14 protein-coding genes and 2 pseudogenes are annotated in these 18776 nt (G+C 37.1%); 3 read left to right on the forward strand and 13 right to left on the reverse strand.

Annotation, left to right across the window (positions count from 1 at the left end; translation table 11 throughout):
- Window positions 1-63 precede the first annotated feature (63 nt).
- Entirely contained in the window at window positions 64-633 is a 570-nt protein-coding gene (locus O3658_RS02305; protein WP_371559122.1) for a GNAT family N-acetyltransferase, read from the reverse strand.
- Window positions 634-794: 161 nt separating this feature from the next.
- A complete protein-coding gene (locus O3658_RS02310) occupies window positions 795-1409 on the reverse strand; it encodes a hypothetical protein (RefSeq protein WP_371559123.1) in 615 nt (204 codons plus the stop codon).
- A gap of 180 nt (window positions 1410-1589) precedes the next feature.
- On the opposite strand from O3658_RS02310, the gene ald reads away from it, so the two are divergent.
- On the forward strand, window positions 1590-2702 hold the full coding sequence (gene ald, locus O3658_RS02315) for an alanine dehydrogenase (protein WP_371559124.1): 1113 nt from the start codon (window positions 1590-1592) through the stop codon (window positions 2700-2702).
- A 349-nt stretch (window positions 2703-3051) separates the two neighbouring features.
- On the opposite strand, the gene O3658_RS02320 is transcribed toward ald, so the two are convergent.
- On the reverse strand, window positions 3052-9483 hold the full coding sequence (locus O3658_RS02320; RefSeq protein ID WP_371559125.1) for a S8 family serine peptidase: 6432 nt from the start codon (window positions 9481-9483) through the stop codon (window positions 3052-3054).
- Window positions 9484-9755: 272 nt separating this feature from the next.
- Between O3658_RS02320 and O3658_RS02325 the strand changes: the two are divergent.
- Window positions 9756-10314 (forward strand): annotated as a pseudogene (locus tag O3658_RS02325) (transposase); the annotation flags it as partial.
- A gap of 108 nt (window positions 10315-10422) precedes the next feature.
- Window positions 10423-10850: pseudogene (locus tag O3658_RS02330) on the forward strand (transposase); the annotation flags it as partial.
- Here the strand turns inward: O3658_RS02330 and O3658_RS02335 are convergent.
- The 10 genes from O3658_RS02335 to tmk form a co-directional block, all read right to left on the reverse strand.
- Window positions 10799-11785, reverse strand: a complete 987-nt coding sequence (locus O3658_RS02335; protein ID WP_371559126.1) for a PhoH family protein — start codon at window positions 11783-11785, stop codon at window positions 10799-10801. The pseudogene O3658_RS02330 and the gene O3658_RS02335 overlap by 52 nt on opposite strands.
- 154 nt (window positions 11786-11939) lie before the next feature.
- A complete protein-coding gene (locus O3658_RS02340) occupies window positions 11940-12155 on the reverse strand; it encodes a YozE family protein (protein WP_075231246.1) in 216 nt (71 codons plus the stop codon).
- An 8-nt stretch (window positions 12156-12163) separates the two neighbouring features.
- Window positions 12164-13018, reverse strand: a complete 855-nt coding sequence (gene cvfB / locus O3658_RS02345) for an RNA-binding virulence regulatory protein CvfB (RefSeq protein WP_371559127.1) — start codon at window positions 13016-13018, stop codon at window positions 12164-12166.
- Between the two features lie 60 nt (window positions 13019-13078).
- Complete coding sequence (gene frr, locus O3658_RS02350; RefSeq protein ID WP_001262232.1) at window positions 13079-13636, reverse strand: ribosome recycling factor; 558 nt, start codon at window positions 13634-13636, stop codon at window positions 13079-13081.
- A gap of 9 nt (window positions 13637-13645) precedes the next feature.
- Complete coding sequence (gene pyrH, locus O3658_RS02355; RefSeq protein WP_371559128.1) at window positions 13646-14380, reverse strand: UMP kinase; 735 nt, start codon at window positions 14378-14380, stop codon at window positions 13646-13648.
- Between the two features lie 86 nt (window positions 14381-14466).
- Complete coding sequence (gene trmFO, locus O3658_RS02360) at window positions 14467-15801, reverse strand: methylenetetrahydrofolate--tRNA-(uracil(54)-C(5))-methyltransferase (FADH(2)-oxidizing) TrmFO (RefSeq protein ID WP_371559129.1); 1335 nt, start codon at window positions 15799-15801, stop codon at window positions 14467-14469.
- 134 nt (window positions 15802-15935) lie between these two features.
- Complete coding sequence (gene rsmI, locus O3658_RS02365) at window positions 15936-16814, reverse strand: 16S rRNA (cytidine(1402)-2'-O)-methyltransferase (protein ID WP_371559130.1); 879 nt, start codon at window positions 16812-16814, stop codon at window positions 15936-15938.
- Window positions 16815-16816: 2 nt separating this feature from the next.
- On the reverse strand, window positions 16817-17134 hold the full coding sequence (gene yabA / locus O3658_RS02370; protein WP_001034369.1) for a DNA replication initiation control protein YabA: 318 nt from the start codon (window positions 17132-17134) through the stop codon (window positions 16817-16819).
- 24 nt (window positions 17135-17158) lie between these two features.
- Window positions 17159-18055, reverse strand: a complete 897-nt coding sequence (locus O3658_RS02375) for a DNA polymerase III subunit delta' (RefSeq protein ID WP_371559131.1) — start codon at window positions 18053-18055, stop codon at window positions 17159-17161.
- On the reverse strand, window positions 18052-18690 hold the full coding sequence (tmk, locus tag O3658_RS02380) for a dTMP kinase (protein WP_371559132.1): 639 nt from the start codon (window positions 18688-18690) through the stop codon (window positions 18052-18054). The genes O3658_RS02375 and tmk overlap by 4 nt, the downstream gene beginning before the upstream one ends.
- Between the last annotated feature and the right edge of the window lie 86 nt (window positions 18691-18776).

Below are 18776 nucleotides of genomic sequence, written 5' to 3' on the forward strand. Positions count from 1 at the left end.
TTTCTCCTCTCTTAGCTTATTCGTAAGAGAAAGAAAAAACAGCTGAAAAATCTTTTCAACTGCTTACTTATTTGCAAAATAATCTTCCTTGGTTAAGACATAATGGACATCTGTTACGAATCTTCCAGATTCATTTTTATCCATTCTAGCATATGGTTCTTCGTGAGAGAAGCGCATTCCTGATTTCTCCATGACCTTTCCTGATGCAGGATTATCCTTATCATGAAAGGCATCTAACTTATTCATTCCAATCTTTTCAAAAGCTAGTTCAATCACGGCTCGATTGGCTTCAGTTGTCAAACCTTGATTCCAATATTTTTGATTGATAATGTAACCAATGGCTGCCTTCTTAAGAACAGTATCCATCTTGTGCAGGTCAATAGTTCCGATAAACTCTCCAGTACTTTTTAGTTCAATTCCCCATCGGCCCAAGGGATTGGCTAGATAAAACTGGGCAATATTATTCTTGGTTTCCTCTAAACTTTGATTGGTTGGAAAAGTGTAGCGCGTATTGTCTCTGTCTGAGGCATACTCAAACATAGCTTCTGCATCATCAAGTGTTACAGGTCTAAGTACTAAGCGTTCTGTTTCGATAATTTGATGCTTAGCTAGTTTGATAAATAGTGATTCCATGATTACACCTCCGAAAATAGGTTGCTAAAAGGATAACATAAAAGAAATAGGTTTACAAGTTTTTCATGTGAATAATGAAAAAACACTTCTTTCAAAGATATTTTCCAATTATAAAAATGTTACTCTCATAGTTTCACTCATAAACTTCCAATTATTGTTACCTATTTTCCAAATAAATCTTTAGTAATTAAGGAGAATCCTCCAAAACCTATAAAGCCTGTGTTCCTATCGTCAAAATAACCTTCACGAAATAAAACTATTCCACCACTACCAACCACATTCTCAATATACTCACTATTTTCAGCTATTATCTTTGAAAAACCTGACTGTAAAAAAGTTGTAACTTTAAGTCCCTCTGGCAACAATAATAAATGAGCCGTTTGTTTTGATAGCAAGATTGAAACAATATCTGAAACAGACTCTCTATCTAATACTTGAATTCCGCCAAAAAATTTCACTTTATCATTCTTCGTAATCATAATCTCATCAGAATAAATTGCATTTCTAACTTCTAGGTGTTGCTTTTTTAGCAATTTCCAAAGTTTATAATATTGGGATATTCTAGTATTATCATTAAAGCAATCATCTCCTAATACTAAATATAGATTAAATTTATTTTTAGTTGAATAATCATATAATTGTGAAATCAAATACTGTAAATACTCCTCCCTTCTTCTATAGTCGCCAATAATCTCCCATCGTCCCGCATAGATATTAAATGCGGATGTAAAGTGAATAAGAGAAGAATCTATATTGGCATCTTCATAAATAATCACGCAGCTTTTCCCTCACTAAATTAAGTTTATTTTCTAAAAGCTTAACAAAAAATACAATACAAATCAATAATTTCCCTTGCCTTTTAAAGCGGTTTCATATACAATAAAGTCATCACAAAAACTCTGAAGAATGATGTGATACATAAATCGAAACAGCTTAATAGAAAGTGAGTTATCTCTATGCTAATTGGAATTCCAAAGGAAATTAAAAATAATGAAAATCGTGTTGCTCTGACACCTGCTGGTGTACAAAGTCTAGTTGGTCGTGGCCACCGTGTCCTCATCGAAACGAATGCTGGACTTGGATCTGGTTTTACTGATGCTGACTATGAAAAGCAAGGAGCTGAAATTGTCGCAACTGCTGCTGAAGCCTGGGCTGCAGAATTAGTTGTTAAAGTCAAGGAACCGCTTGCTAGTGAATATCAATTCTTGCGTGAAGACTTACTTCTCTTCACCTACTTGCACATGGCGGCTGCTCCAGAATTGGCTGATGCTATGCTTGCAGCTAAAACAACGGGTGTTGCTTACGAGACAGTCCGTGATACTCAAGGACAACTTCCTCTATTGGTTCCAATGAGTGAGGTTGCTGGTCGTATGGCAGTCCAAATCGGAGCCCACTTCTTGACGAAACAAGCTGGCGGTTCAGGAGTTCTACTCGGTGGTGTCCCTGGTGTTCCAAAAGGAAAAGTAACCATTATCGGTGGTGGTGTCGTTGGTACACACGCAGCTCGCATCGCTCTTGGTTTGGGAGCTCAAGTAACCATTCTTGACATCAGTGCTAAACGCCTCTCTGTCCTTGAAGACGTCTTTGGTCACCAAATCCAAACCCTCATGTCTAACCCATTTAATATCGAAGCAAGTGTACGTGAAGCAGACGTTGTGATCGGTGCAGTATTGATTCCTGGTGCCAAAGCACCAAAATTGGTAACAGATGATATGGTTCAACAAATGCGTCCTGGTTCTGTCATCGTTGACGTTGCTGTAGACCAAGGTGGCGTTATCGCTACAGCTGATCGTGTAACAACTCACGATGAACCTGTCTATGAAAAACACGGTGTTCTTCACTATGCCGTGGCTAACATTCCTGGAGCAGTTGCTCGCACATCTACGATTGCCCTTACAAATGTTACTCTTCCATATATCGAAGCCTTGGCAGGAAAAGGATTTAAGAAAGCTATCCTTGAAGACGCAGGCTTGCTTGAAGGTGTAACAACCTATCAAGGTATCCTCACTAGCCAACCAGTTGCAGAAGGCTTGGATCGTGACTTCACTTCAATCAGTGAACTTGTTTAAAATGATTTATAAATTTAAACTACAAAAATAAGAAGCTACATAAAAACTAGCTTCTAAATCTCAAAAACGAGCATTTCCGTTCTTGGAGATGCTCGTTTTCTCATGTCATGGTTTATAATTTAAATTTTGATAGACTCTAGTTTCTAATCAATGTGATCACTATTTGTCAATATTAATCCTTTCAATCAATTCATTAGTTATCTAAACTAAATCCATTAATAAATCCAAAAAGGGTATCAATATCAAAGCAAACTAACTAATTGAGTTAAAAATGGCTATTTTCACAAAACTGTTTCATTATCACACTAGCTAATCTCAGTACATAAACTATTTTTCTATAGCTTTTGTCTTAATCTTGATCTTTTTTCTTCAATCCAAGAAGCGCTCCTACTATAAACAATATTCCCGCAATGAATGGTGTAAGAACTTCTCTAACTGTTCCGGTTTTTGGCAACTCATCAGAATGGTTAGTAGTTGATTTACTATCGATATCGGTATGTTTATTAGCTATGTTCTCTGGTTCATTTAGATAAACTTTCTTGTTAATTTCAAAGTTTTTATCATTTTCATCAGAAACAATACTGTTGACATCATTAGTTGAATCAGATTGTGTTTTTTCTTTCTTTTTCGATACATCAAAAGTAGGTTTATTTTCCTCCTCCTTTTTCTCCTCTATTTTCTTGAATACAGGTTTTATAAGGATATCTTTTGATAGATTAATAACATAGCCAGCGTCTTTTTTCCCTTCGACACCAGAAATTTCCCAGCCATCAAATTGATATCCTTTTTCTAATTCACCCTTATAGGCAGGTAAAATGAAATCTTCTTCCGACACTATCTTAGAACTCATTTCTTTTCCATTTTGAATGGTCACAGTCACCGTATGAGGTTTTAATTCGCTTACCTCTCCCGTATCTTTGTTTAAAATGAATTCTTTTACGGTTGTATTTCTTGCAAAATCTTTTACAACAATCTTAATGTTTAGTGTCTTATCTGTTAGTTGTTTAATACCATCAAATGATTTATATTCTTTTCCATTTACATAAATATGTTGTTCTTGAATCTCACCATCGAATCCATTATTTCTTTTATCATTGATGTTAAAGACTACAGATTTTCCATCAGCATATTCGATACTAGTATTTCCCTTAGGATCAATGTTTACTTCTGGTTTAACATTATCATATAAAAATTGATAGTGTACTCCAACCGCTTTCGCATTCAAATCGCTATAGCCAGTTTTAAGATAAACATTTCCATCCATGTCTGTTACCTTATCTGGAAATCCGTTTGCTTTATAGTCTTTCATTCCCCAGTCCATGATGTCACCATCTTTAACATTAAGCTTAATGTTAAAATCTCTAGTGTTATCAATGTGTAAATCTCCGTAGATTAAATAATTATCTACAACTGATTCATTAACTCTCAACTCCCAGTTAAAACCACCCTTATCAGAAATCTTACCTCTTAAATAAAATTCTGGATTTCGTACATAAATTTTATTAGATTTAGATGGATTAAAGTAGTTCTTGTCCATTGAAAGATTTACTGGTTTTGCATCAATAAATAACGTAGAACCATCTTCTTTTATAGCTTCTACATTGGACTTATCCTCTCCTGTGTACTCTTTACCATCCTTACCAAATAATACAAGTTTAGAAGAATCTGTCACAAGATTTCCATCTTTATCGATTGCCTCCCCTTTATCATTCATTTTAAATGTAAACACTTGATACCTTACAATGTTAAAGCCGTCCAAAGCCGACATTAATACTGATTGAGTACTTCTTCCATCTTCAACATTTCTACTATCAGCATAAATTATTTTTTCTGATAAGACTCTTAGATTAGGATTGGCCTTTTGTATTTTTGCTATATCTTCCTGGCTATAAACTCCATTTCCTTCTAACATATCCGTTTTTCCAGGATTATAGGTAGTCACTTTTAGTGCATAGCCTTTTCTTAGAATGATGTTATCCTTTAATAGATATTGTTGTTTTTCTGAATCAGAATAGATTTTACCAGTTTCCATCTCCGTTAAATTGTTTGGTTTATTTTTTGAAAGATCTCCTTCTCCTAATTCTATTACATTCCCATAACTTGATGCATAGGGATATTCTGTTTTAGTTTCCTTATTTTTTTCAGGCATTCTAATTTTAGTTTCAGCTTTTATCTGATCATCATCTTTAACAAAGAATCTCATATCTCCTGCAAAAGCTAATCCATCCACAATATCATTAATATTAGCGTATAAATCAAATGTCATCGTTTTTGAGTGGGAATCATACTTGGTCGTTTTGATTTCTATCGATTTATAATTATTGCCATAATATACCTTGGCATTTTTAGAAACATTACTTATCTTTCCAAGAATTTCAAAGTGTCCATCTTTAGATGGGCTTAGAACACCATAAATTTTTGATTTGATTTCGTCAAGTTTTTCAGTTTCATATTCTAAGGCACTACCATCGTCATAAGCAATGATATTTCCCTTATCATCGTATTTATAATCGTATTCCTCTGTTCTCTTACCAGTTTCACTTGTAAAGTCATCAACTTCTCTAAATTTCTTTTTAATGAGTTTCTTTAAGTCTTTGCTTTCAAAATCTCTAATTGTTGAAATAGTTTTATGAATAGTCAAGCTAGATTTTTCTTCGATAGATTCTTCATTGTCTTGATGATGTTCTACTTCAGTTGTATCTTTTTTAAGACTATCCTCTTTTCTATTTTCTAAATTTTTAAATTTAGATTCGGCAATCTCGCCAAGTTTTTGGTATTTAGATGAATCCTGATCAGGATCTACTAGATAATAGGAAATCATCCCCTTTTCATCAGCATGATCAGCAAATTTAATTCTATGAATCTTTGTGAAATTGCTAGAACCATCTAATGCAATGACTTCAATGATTTTTCCTCTTAAATCTCCTGCACCATTAATTTCATAAATGGTATTTCCATCTTTGTCAAGCTTCCTATTTCTTCCTTGACCCTCACCTGCATAAGTTACTTCAAGATTTTTCTCAACCTCTCCATCTTCATTAACAAGAGCGGCGCCAGCATACCAAACTTCGTTTGCAATCTCGTCAAATTTTTCAGGATGTTCTTTCTGATCTCTTGCAAATAGCGTTTCATTCTTATACTGATCTTTTACCTTATGATAAGTATCCTTCGTAATCAACTTAATTTTTTCAGGATTTGAAAAATCAACCGAAACAATCTTAGGGGCGGTGTTATCAATTTTTACAGGAATATAGGAAACCTGCCATGGATAATCTTTAGTTAATCTATATTTAAATTTATAGAAATATTGACCTTCTGCAATCGGTTCAAATTGACCTCTTATCTTAGTAGCAGGATCTTTGGTATCCTTGCTTTCTGGTGCATTTTCTTCTTTACCTCTAGGGTTATAGATGAGTCCATCCCATTTCAAGTCACCCCAAACTTTTAGCTTAGAAGATTTGATTCCCTTTGCATCATTTCTTTTAGAGTTTAAAATTCCTTTAATAAAGTGTTCTCTCGAAATGACTTTTAAGTCGATTTGATTTTCTCCCTCTTTATTTGTATTTACTATTGAAATCAATCCTTCTTCTGCACTTCTTAATACAAGTGGAGAAGGTGTTAATCCTCTCTCAAGTTGAGCATCTTGAGGATTTCCATTTGAATCTAAAGGATAAATCTTAGCAATATTAGAACCACTTGATGATGGTGCGTTGATCCCTTCGTTATTGAAAGCAAATAATTCTGGATTTTGATCCAGGGATGTTGTATTTTTATCTTTTCTATTTTGTATAACTCCTGCTGGATTAAATTTATCTATACCATGTTCTCCACCAATCCCTTTATTTAAGGTTCCTGGAATTTTTGGTTTACCATCATCATCATAACCTTCCATTGTTTTTGATTTTGATCCTTCTTCCCAAGCCCATTTATCAAGAATTGGTTCCTTGTTCCAATCTCCAGCAAATCCCATTAGAGGCATCGATAAAGAAGGTTGGAAATTTGTTTTCTTACCATTGGAGTTTAGAGCTTCCATTTCTTCCACTGACTCAAAATGAATAAATGATTCTACAAATTTATTTTTATTTTTAGCCTCTCCAACGTTTATAACCGCATTTAAATCAAAGCTAGAATTTGGGCCTATAGTGAAAGTGTCATGCTCAAATGTAATATTTGCATCTTTTACTTTCTCTGGGTGAATTTCTGGAACAATTTGCTTCCCATCTGGAGATTTTTCATCTTTGTATGTTTCATCCAATTTTAGTCTATCAGTTAGAGCATCTGTAGTTACCGCTGATGCTGAAACTTTAAAGGTTAAAGGTCTGTTTGATGTATTGTGAAGCTTAATTGTAAAGTATTTTTTATCTCCTTTTATTTCTTTAAGAGAAATAGAACCATAAGAGTTTACCAAACCTTTAGAATCCGTGTTTTTAAAAGTCGCTACGACCTCATTTCTTAAAGCATTGGCAACATTAATTAGACCTGCTCCCTGTTGTCTAGGTGATGCAAAGTATTGACTTTTTTCTTTCCAAGACGTTGCGTCCATCATAGGTCGCGCAGTATTTTGTAGGGCAATTTTTGTAAAACTTGTAAGATCTATTTTGTCATCTCCCTTAAGATTTTTCAACACAGGTCTTTCAAGCATTTCCTTTAACTTGGGTCTAATCAAAACAGTAGAAGCTGCTACGATTGGAGTTGCCATACTAGTCCCTGACATATAACCATAAGTTGATTTTCCATTAATGACATTAAGAGTAGATTTAATATTTTTACCAGGTGCTGAAACATCCGGTTTTAAAAGTAAATCTATTCTTGGCCCCCAAGATGTGGACCCTGCTGGAACTATGATATCTTCTTTATACAGTTCTTTGTCTGTGTCAGGTGCAAACTTAAAGTCAATCTCTTTTTCGTCACCTACATTCGGTTTATTGGAATTATAGCTTTCCATATCAATTGGATAGTATTGCTCCAATTTATCTTTAAAATCTTCCTTATTATTCCTTTTAACCTCAGTTTTTTTATCAGGGTTAATCATGTTCCATAACTTTACACCATCATCTCCTGAAATTGAAAAAACTTGACTAGTAGTTCCTTCATCCTCCTCATATCCCATAGCTGGAAGCTCTGTCCAATTATCTCTATTGTAGTAATTGACAGTATTTACAACCATAATGGCGCGTGCACCCTTATCCGTAGCTCTTTTAAAAGCATTTTTCAAATCCTTTGTATAAATTCGATCCATTACTGCAATTTTGCCTCTAAGATCCAATCCTATCAAATCTTGGTCTTGACCCTTGCCTATATATACAAATTTTAATTTACTAGGAGCTTTTGATCCATCTTCATTTGTTGTGATTTTATTCTTATCGAAAAAGGCCCCTATATTTCTGTATTTAAAACTTTCTCCACCTATGTTAACTTTATCAAACTCAACTGTTTGATTTTTAGCAGATGCGACCGCTATCGCATCTTCATGTGCTGCAGTTCGTGTTACATTTCCAGTGTCGGTCATTTTCAGATTATTATTTGCCACTAAATCCCATGAAGAACTTGAAGCAGAAGTTGCATAGTTACCCGTAGCTACAACCATTGGAATGCCTGCTTTTCTTAACGCTCTAATAGCTTGCCAATATTTCTCACCTACAAGACCTGTTCCTGTAAAACCAGATGATACCGAAACAACATCGACATTGTGTTTGATTGAATCTTCAATAGCATGAAACATTGTTTCATCTCCTGCGAAGCCAGATCCTGCGTCAGAGTACATTTTATAAGAGAAGATCTGTGCATTAGGCGCAATTCCATCTATTCCGTTAAAGTTTTTGATATCTTTTTCAGTATCATTTCCCGCAAGAATTCCTGCAATATGCATCCCATGTGGATCAAAATAATCGCTTCCATCATCAGCTTTTTCTACAGTAATTTTACCACCATTATAATAATTGAAAGCATGAGGGATTTTATCACTCAACCAGAAATTTTTATCAGTACCTTTTAAGTCTTCTTTTTTAAATTTCATTGAGCCTTTAGCATCATCATCAATCCTCATGGCCTTATGCCTATAATCTGTCCCGGTATCGATATTTGAAATGACCATACCTCTACCATCAAAGTTTTTACCAAATGGTGCATTGATAGATTTTAGGTAATCAATAGCTTCCTCAACTCCAATTTCCTTTCTAGCATGATTCATCATAGGTTGGACTTTTTGTGCCCTTTCAACCGATGAAATACCTTCTATTAGTTTAATTTTATCCAGATTATCTGGAGTTGTTTCTATTGCACTACCGTTAAAAACTGTGTCATAAGTATATAAAACTTTTGTATCCTTAAGATTGGCTAGTTCCTTGATTGCTTTTTCTCCAGATTCTTTATCTTTAAATTCAGCAATATAGACAAGTTTATCCTCTTTTTTAGGATTCTCTGTTTTTTTATTTACAAATGAGTCCGCACGATCTCCTTGAGATTGATTGGAATCTTCTTTGATTGTTGCTTCTTCATTGCTAGTTTTATTATCTATCTCAGTATTTTTACTAACAACTTCTTTTTCCTCAATAACTGTTGTTTTCTTCTCTTTAAAATCCTGTGAAGTTTCCTTAGCACTATGGATATCTTCATGTTTCTCTTTATTTTCTGTCTCCTTATCTACTGCTACTTTTTCTTTATCAGAGATAGTTACAGCATCTTCAGAACTAGATGTGTCTGCTAAGATTACCTCATTAGGGACATAGGCTGCTAAAATAACTGCAGCTGTGGTTAATGACAATACTGTACTTTTTTTCATTTTAATTCCTTACATATTTATTTAACTTCCGATAGATAGAAAACTTTAACTTTGCTAGCCTTTGTTATAAAAAGTTTTATGAAGTATTATCTAGGAAATAGAGTAGTACATTTATATATAATTGTTAGCCCTCTGAAAAATAGTATATCAATTAAAAAAATTTAAGTCAAGAAAAAATTAACACACATTAATTAATTTTTTAACGTGCCTTAATTTTATAAAATCCAAAGCTTTCGTGGTTAACTGGAATACATTATAAGCACATTCACACCATCAAGAATAGTAGGAATGAAGTTGAACCACTACTAAAACCACCAAAAACTCAGTTAAGTTTGGAGGTGAATCTTACCTACGATATTCCACTAAGTCACGAAGCTAGAATGATTAGCCTCTTTGTGGACAGTATTCCTAGTCAAGTGTTACTGGAAGAAACTTCTCACATTAGTCGCCCTGCCTTTCATCCAACTATACTCATGAAGATGATAGTGTTCACTTATGCTCGTCAAGTGTTCTCTGGACGTAAAATCGTTCAAATGAACGAAGAAGTCATTCCCATGAAATGGTTCAGCCAAGATACCTATGTTAGCTATAAAACGATTAATAACTTCCGCTCCAGTAAACATGCCAACAACCTAATCAGAATTGACTAAAAAGTACTAAACGAGCACAGATAACCCAATGAACTGGGAATATCTTGAGGACACGGACCAGTTTATAAAGCACGATGGCCTAGTTTATTCCTTTAAGAACTACTCTAGTCAAACCGATAAGTATGATTTTCAACGTGATTTCAAGATTTATGAGGCGGATAAAGTTCAAGATACTCCTGAGTTATAGTGAATTGAACCTGGAATAGTACACCAAGGATTCTAAAACGTCTCTAGAAATTAATTTTACTTTCCTAATCTTTTTGTTCATATCTTATTTCAATCCACTATAGAACAGTTGGCTAAAACAGATAGTGGAAATCAAAAACAAATCCATTATAATCCAACTTGGAATTGCTTTAAGGAACTCCTTACGCAAACATTACATAGTGAAGAAGGCTCTCAAATTTATGCCAAACGGAAAATTAATGTTGAACCCGTTTTTGGTAGTTTTCGACGTGCGCAGAGTGCATGTCAGAGGCAAACAAGCCGTCTCAACAGAGATAGCATTCATCTTCATGAGCATGAATCACACCAAATTGGCAAAGAATCTAGCATCTAAAACGTCCACCTATTCAAAAACCACACAGTGTTTCTTTCAGCTTGATTGTATTCAAGACTGAAATCACTGTGTGGTTTTATTGGAAAGCTAGTTTTTGCCTAGGTCCTTATTCTGTTTCTTCTTGGTTTTCTTCAGCTTTGACAGGTAGAGGTTCATAGGCTCTGATAATCTGAGCAACAACCGGATGACGAACCACATCCTTAGCCGAGAAGTGTACAAAATCAATTTGATGAATATTCTTGAGTTTTTCTTGGGCATCCATCAAACCTGACTTGACATTACGTGGCAAGTCAATCTGACTAATATCCCCATTGACAATCATTTTCGAGTTAAATCCAAGACGGGTCAAGAACATCTTCATCTGCATGATGGTCGTATTTTGCGCTTCATCCAAAATGACAAAGGCATCATCTAAGGTACGCCCGCGCATATAAGCCAGGGGTGCAATCTCGATGATTTCACGCTCCATAAGACGGGTTGTTTGGTCTTTCCCTAAGATCTGATATAAAGCATCATAAACTGGTCGTAAATAAGGATCTACCTTTTCCTTAAGATCTCCTGGAAGAAATCCTAAGCTCTCCCCTGCTTCTACCGCAGGACGTGTCAAAATGATACGCTTGACTTGCCCACGCTTGAGAGCTGTTACGGCTAAGGTCACTGCTAGGAAGGTTTTACCTGTCCCTGCCGGCCCAATACCAAAGGTCACATCGTGTTGTTTGACACTATCCACATAAAGCTTTTGACCCAAGGTTTTAACACGGATAGGCTTGCCTGTATTATCCTTGATAATTTCTTCTTCATAGAGGGCGACAAACTTATCGATTTCATTATTCTTAACCATGGTAATAGCTGTCACTACATCCGGAGTTCCAACGGTCATTCCACGATTGACCAAAACCATCAGGGCTTGAATAACTTGTCGGGCTTCCTCACAAGCTGACTCCTCCCCCAAGACTTGTACAATCTCTGTACGAGCATGGATGATGACATCTAACTCATCCTCCATCAAACGAAGATGGCGCTCATTAGAACCAAAAAGATGAAATAAATCATCTGGATGACTAAGCTGAATGTCTATTGAATGTTCCTTCAAATAAAGAACCTCTCTAACTCTTTTAATTTTATATAATGTTTCGTTTGCTTTTAGTAGTTAAAAAGTCGATTAGGACCTAGTAAAAGTTAAACTGAATGACTATATTATAGCAAAGAGGCTGAGAAATTACTATCCCCAACCCCATCTAGTAGCCTTAATGTTCTAGATATTCTTGCCAAATTCGATCAAACTCTCCCATATTAAAGGAAAAGCTAGCATGTTCCTCTAAAAAACGACTGACTTGATCGAAATCATCTGTATGTTTTGGGAAGGCAGACTCCTCAAAAGCCAAATCCGCTAAAATTGCTTTGGAACTACTGCTTTTAGGATTGCGTTCGGTCATGAGCCAAGTATAAAATGATTTTCTCATAAGCCTCCCTAGATTAGTTCCGTACCAAACTGGTCTTGTTTAATTTTGCCAGCTTTCATTAAACCACCAAGTGCTTTTTTAAATTGACCTTTAGAAATACCAAAGGTAGCCTTGATATCATCTGGCGCTGACTTGTCATTCAGGGTCATGAAGCCACCATTGCTTTCCAAGTAAGTTAAAATCATCTGGGCATCATTTTCCAACATCTCAAAAGAACGTGGTTTTAGTGAAAGATTAAGTGTGCGATCCACCTCACGGAAGCCAATAACACGTACATCTAACACTTGCCCCAAACGTGGCTCTGCATAACGCTCACTTGGATGGATGAAGCCAAGCATGTTATTTTCTGGCAGGTAAACAAAAGTTCCTGACAACTTGAGACGATAAACAATGGCTGGCCAGTTTTGATTCTGCATATTATTGTAGGCAGGACGAGCCAATCGTTGGAAATCTTCCTGATAAGCCAGTAGGCCCCAGATACGGTCCTTCTTATCCACTTCTAGACGAATGTATAGGCGATCGCCTTTCTTTGGCCAAAGTTCTTTAAGTTCAGGCAGAATATCAAGTGACACAACGATTTCCTTGTCAGGAAGACCTGTATCCACAAAGACACCCAAATCCTTACGGACTTCTGTTACGGTTCCCCAACCAAATTGGTCCTGAGTGGCAGTTACTTCTAGGGTTGTCAAGCGGAGCTTTTGCTTCATGTCTGTGTAGGCAAATCCTTTAACTGTATCTCCTACACTATGCTGACCTTCTTCCTTGGCAAGAGCATATGTTTGACCATCCTTTTGAACAAAGTAAAAACGGTCATTTTCATCGATGATGAGTCCAACGATAAAACTTGCAAGATTTGTATTCATGTTTCCTTCTTTCGAATAAAACTCAGCCAGCAATGCCAACTGAGTTTTTCTGTTTATTTCTTAGACTTCCAAGATTTCTTTTTCTTTGTTGGCAGTCATTTCGTCGATGTGTTTAACAGCATCGTCTGTTGCTTTTTGAATATCTTTTTCAAGAGTCTTCAATTCGTCTTCAGTGATTTCTTTTGCTTTTTCTTGTTTCTTAGCCTCGTCCATAGCATCACGACGGATATTACGGATAGCAACTTTAGCATTTTCACCGACTTTTTTCACTTCTTTAGCAAGGTCACGACGAGTTTCTTCTGTAAGAGCTGGGATTACCAAACGAATAACAGAACCATCGTTAGCTGGTGTGATACCTAGGTCTGAAGCATTCAAAGCACGTTCGATATCTTTCAAAGATGATTTGTCAAATGGTGTTACCAACAAGACACGCGCTTCTGGGATTGTGATAGAAGCAATTTGGTTAAGAGGTGTTTCAACACCATAGTACTCAACGTGGATGCGGTCAAGCAAGCTAGCATTAGCACGGCCAGCACGAATACTTCCAAACTCACGAGCAAGTGAGTGGTGAGATTGGGTCATTCTCTCTTTTGCTTTTTCTACGATTGCGTTTGCCATAATGATTTCTTATTCCTTTTCTTCGATATTATTTGAAACTGTAGTTCCGATATTTTCACCAAATACAACACGTTTAATATTTCCTTGTTGGTTCATGTTGAAAACTACCAAGTCAATATCATTATCCATTGAAAGTGTAGAAGCTGTTGAGTCCATGATACGAAGCCCTTTGTTAATGACATCACGGTGAGTCAATTCTTCAAATTTAACGGCTGTCTTATCTTTTTTAGGATCAGCATTGTAGACACCATCAACCCCATTCTTAGCCATCAAGATAGCGTCCGCTTCAATTTCAGCTGCACGAAGGGCTGCTGTTGTATCTGTTGAGAAGTATGGTGAACCAATTCCCGCACCAAAGATAACAATGCGTCCTTTTTCAAGATGACGAAGGGCACGACCACGAACGTAAGGTTCTGCTACTTGTTGCATAGCAATGGCTGTTTGAACACGTGTATCCACACCAACTTGTTGCAATGAATCTGCCATCACAAGAGCATTCATAACGGTTCCAAGCATTCCTGTATAGTCTGCTTGTACACGATCCATTCCAGCTTCTGCAGCAGGTTCTCCACGCCAGAGATTTCCTCCTCCGATTACGAGAGCAATCTCAATTCCTAAGTTATGTACTTCTTGAATTTCTTGAGCCATTGCTTGAACAGTTTTGATATCAATTCCGACACCACGCTCGCCAGCAAGGGCCTCACCTGATAACTTAATCAAAATACGTTTATATTTGGGTTCCACCTGACTTCACTCCTTTATTTTATTCAAACTATTTTATCACATTTTTTGAGAATTTTATAGTCTCATGAGTTATTCTTTTGAAAATTTTAAACGGATAAAAAGTTTTCCAAATCAGCCAAGGCACGCTCTGCAATTTTTTCATAACGAGCCTTCTTATCACGAATGCGGTCGCCTTCCAATTCCTTGATAATTCCGAAATTGACATTCATTGGTTGGAAATGTTTGCTGTCCGCATGGGTGATGTAATGAGCTAGACTGCCAATTGCCGTTGTCTCTGGGAAAATAGCAGGACTTTCCCCCTTGAAAAGACGAGCTGCGTTAATACCAGCTACTAGACCTGATGCCGCTGACTCAACATAGCCTTCCACTCCAGTCATCTGACCAGCAAAGAAAAGATTTGGTTGCTTCTTAGAACGATAAGTTTGCTCAAGAAGATTTGGTGAATCCATATAAGAATTACGGTGCATAACTCCATAGCGGACAAACTCCGCATTTTCAAGACCTGGAATCATTTGGAAGACACGCTTTTGCTCCCCCCATTTGAGGTGAGTTTGGAATCCAACGATATTGTAAAGACTGCCAGCCGCATTATCCTGACGAAGCTGAACTACAGCGTATGGTGTCTTAAATTCTCCGTCACGAGGACCTGTGTAATCGTCTGGATACTCCAAACCAACTGGTTTCATAGGACCATAGAGCATGGTTTTGATACCCCGTTTAGCCATGACTTCGATCGGCATGCATCCTTCAAAATACTTTTCTTTTTCAAAAGAATTTAACGGAGCTTCTTCCGCATTGACCAAGGCTTCATGAAAATCCATAAACTCTTGTTTAGTCATAGGAGCGTTGAGATAGGCTGCTTCTCCCTTATCATAACGAGATTTGAGATAAACCTTGTTCATATCAATCGAATTAACATCCACAATAGGCGCTGCAGCATCGTAGAAATAAAAACCGTCACCGCCATTAAGTGCGTGAATTTTCTCAGCAAGGGCATCACTAGTCAAAGGACCAGTCGCTACAACTGTAATAACATCTGTTGGCAATTCTGTAATTTCGTCACGTACCACTTCAATCAAGGGATGATTGGCAATTTTTTCAGTGACCATTTGAGAAAAACCATCACGGTCAACCGCAAGTGCACCTCCAGCAGGAACACGGGTTGCTTCTGCTGATCCTAAGATAATAGAACCTAGGCGACGCATTTCTTCTTTGAGGAGGCCGACAGCATTTGTAAGAGCATCTCCACGCAAGGAATTAGAACACACTAATTCTGCAAAATTGTCAGTTTTGTGTTGCGGTGTTGACTTGACACCACGCATTTCATAAAGTTTAACTGGAATACCACGCTCTGCGATTTGGTAGGCTGCTTCAGAACCCGCCAAGCCCGCACCGATAACATTGATATAAGATTGAGACACGACACTAATACCTCTTTGGGTGAAACTTAAGTTCATTCCAGAACAAGTCACTAGACTGTTTGACACCCACAAATCTTTCTATTTTTTTCTTCTTCTAGTATAACAAAAAAAGGGAAGAAGGCAAACTTCCCTGTCTAGTTGTTTTCTTGATCGTCTTCCCATTCGTGGTAGGCGGCGTAGAGCTGGCTTTTATTCCACTGATAAATCTTAGCGACTTCCTTAATGGCTTGATTTTTCTTGATTCCTTGTTGGATACGTTCTTGGATTTCTAAGAACAAGTCCCCTTCATCCTTATCTTCTACTTCTTGACTAGCACCCTCTACAATGAGAAGACACTCGCCCTTAAGCGGTGTTTCAGAAATGCTTTCTAGTAACTCTGTAATATTCCCACGTTGGTATTCTTCATAAATTTTGGTCAATTCTCTAACCAAGGCTACCGAGCGATCGCCGTAGACTTCTAGCATATTTTCCAGTGTATCTGCCACACGATGAGGAGATTCGTAGAAAATCTGAGTCTCAGGATAAGCTTTTTTGGCTTCGAAAAACTGCTTTTGCTGACCAGATTTTCGTGGTAAGAAACCATAAAAAGTGTGAGGTTGGGGTGCTAAACCACTAGCAATCAAGGCAGAAATCCCAGCACTAGCTCCTGGAACTGTGACAACCGCTATGTCTTCTTCAACGGCAGCCTTAACCAAATCATGACCTGGGTCAGAAATACTAGGCAACCCCGCATCAGATACTTGAGCAAGATTTTGACCTTGCTTCAACAACTCAATCAAATCAGGAATTTTTTCCTTAGCATTATGCTCGTGAAAACTGATTTGCTTGGTTGAGATTTCAAAATGCTTGAGCAAAAGTCCAGTATTACGAGTATCTTCTGCCGCGATCCAGTCGACCTCTTTCAAGGTCTGAATGGCGCGAAAAGTCATATCATCTAGATTACCAATTGGCGTTGCGACTAGATAAAGCTTGCCGTAGGGAGTTTGTCCCTTAAAACTCTTTTGAATCTGCATACTTACTCCCTAAATAACAACTCATCACAAAACATACATTCTGCATCTTGCTCCCGACGTTGGCCATAAAAGTCACGACAAACATGAAAACCATCCTCATAAATGCGACGGACATTTTCTCTTACATGTTTCGTTTTGGCTGGAGCTGTCTCCTCAACCTCTCCCAAACGTTCTCTCAGTTTATCATTTTCTAAACGAAGAGCTGTATTTTCCTCTACCAAACTCTTGAGATTTTTCTTGATAGCTTCGACGTCCGCCAAGGTTACCAACAATTGCTGTGAAAAGTCATCTAAAGCATCAAATAATTCTTTTTTATTCATTACAGCCCTTTCTATAATCTATCTTTACTTTAAATTTTTTTGTAAAACCAGGTATTCCAAAGCGTTTTGAAAGCTAACATTGGCCCGCCACATTTTTCGAGTTTGGACGAGATTTTGCAAGATGTTCCGCGCAGAAACATTGAGAACCTCCTGACCAGCTAATACCTCTAAAATTCTGAGCACTTGATCTTGCTTTTCTTTATCATCAGCCAAACTCATTAGTTTCGCAACCTGCAAATAGGATTCTTTTTTATGGGCTAAAAGCCAAGAAAAGAGGCGTTCACTTTCATCTACTAGTGTCCAAAATCCTGCTTGATGCACTAGCTTATCAGCCTCTGCCTGTGATTGACTAAACTGAGCCAATAGCTTAGCTTTATTTTTTACTAAACCAGCCTCTTCAAGCTGTGACATTAAAGTAGAGACTTGTTTCTTAAATTGGAAAATCTGTGTCCGACTTCGAATCGTTGGTAACATCTGTTCCTCATCATCAGTCAAAAAGAAAATGTAGATTTCGCTCTGTGGTTCTTCAATAACCTTCAAGAGTGAATTTGCAGCATTCACATGCATTTTTTCTGCTTGTTCGATAATAAAGACCTGACGTTGATTTTCAATACCAGACTGGGAAAATTGACCAACTAATTCTCGAATACGCTCCGTCTTAATGACTTGATTCAGAGGTTTAATTATGGTCACATCAGGAAATTCTTCCTGCTCGATCAATTTACAATTCCGACATTTTTCACAAGGAAAAATACCAGTTTTCTCACTACAAAAGAGACTTTTAGACAAGAAAAGGGCCATCTCTAAACTTCCAAAATTACCTGAAAAGAGATAAGCGTGATTGAGCTGCCCTTGCTCCAAAATATGAACAAACCGTTCAAATTGTAGAGGCTGACAAGCTCTTAATTGCTCTTGTTTCATCTCCTTAATCCCATCCTGTCAAAAAGTAGCTGCTGCGTATTTTCAATCACTTGATCAAGTGGTAGGCTAGCATCGATTTTTTCGATGCGATTTCCTTCTCTTTCAAGAAGAGAAAGGTAACCTTGACGAACTTTTCGATGTAGGTCCAAGCCTTCCATGTCCAAACGATTGACCTCCCGATCACTGTTGGCAGCAATACGTGCCAGCCCCTCTTCGACCTCAATATCAAAATAAAGAGTCAAATCAGGTTTCAGTCCATCAGTCGCAAACTCATTGAGCCAATTAATGGCATCGATATCTAAACCACGCCCAAAGCCCTGATAAGCAACCGAACTATCGATAAAGCGATCCATGATAACCAGTTTTCCAGCTGCAAGTGCTGGTAAGACCTTTTCCACCAAGTGTTGTCGACGACTAGCAATATAGAGGAGAAGCTCAGTCTTAGGATCCATTTCAGTATGACTAGGATCTAGGATAACTTCGCGAATTTTTTCTCCAATTAAGACCCCACCTGGTTCACGGGTTGTTAAAACTTCCATTCTCCTATCCTCTAATATAGGGATTAAGGCTTCAAGAACGCTTGTTTTTCCTGCTCCCTCTGGTCCCTCAAGAGAGACTAAAAATCCTTTTGACATGTCTGACTCATTTCTATTTTTCTCTCTTCTATTCTATCAAAAAAATGGGGATTTGTGAAAAGCTTTTTTCATTTCCTTCTTTGTAA

The organism is Streptococcus sp. 27098_8_69 (assembly GCF_041432445.1).
Taxonomy (GTDB): Bacteria; Bacillota; Bacilli; order Lactobacillales; family Streptococcaceae; genus Streptococcus.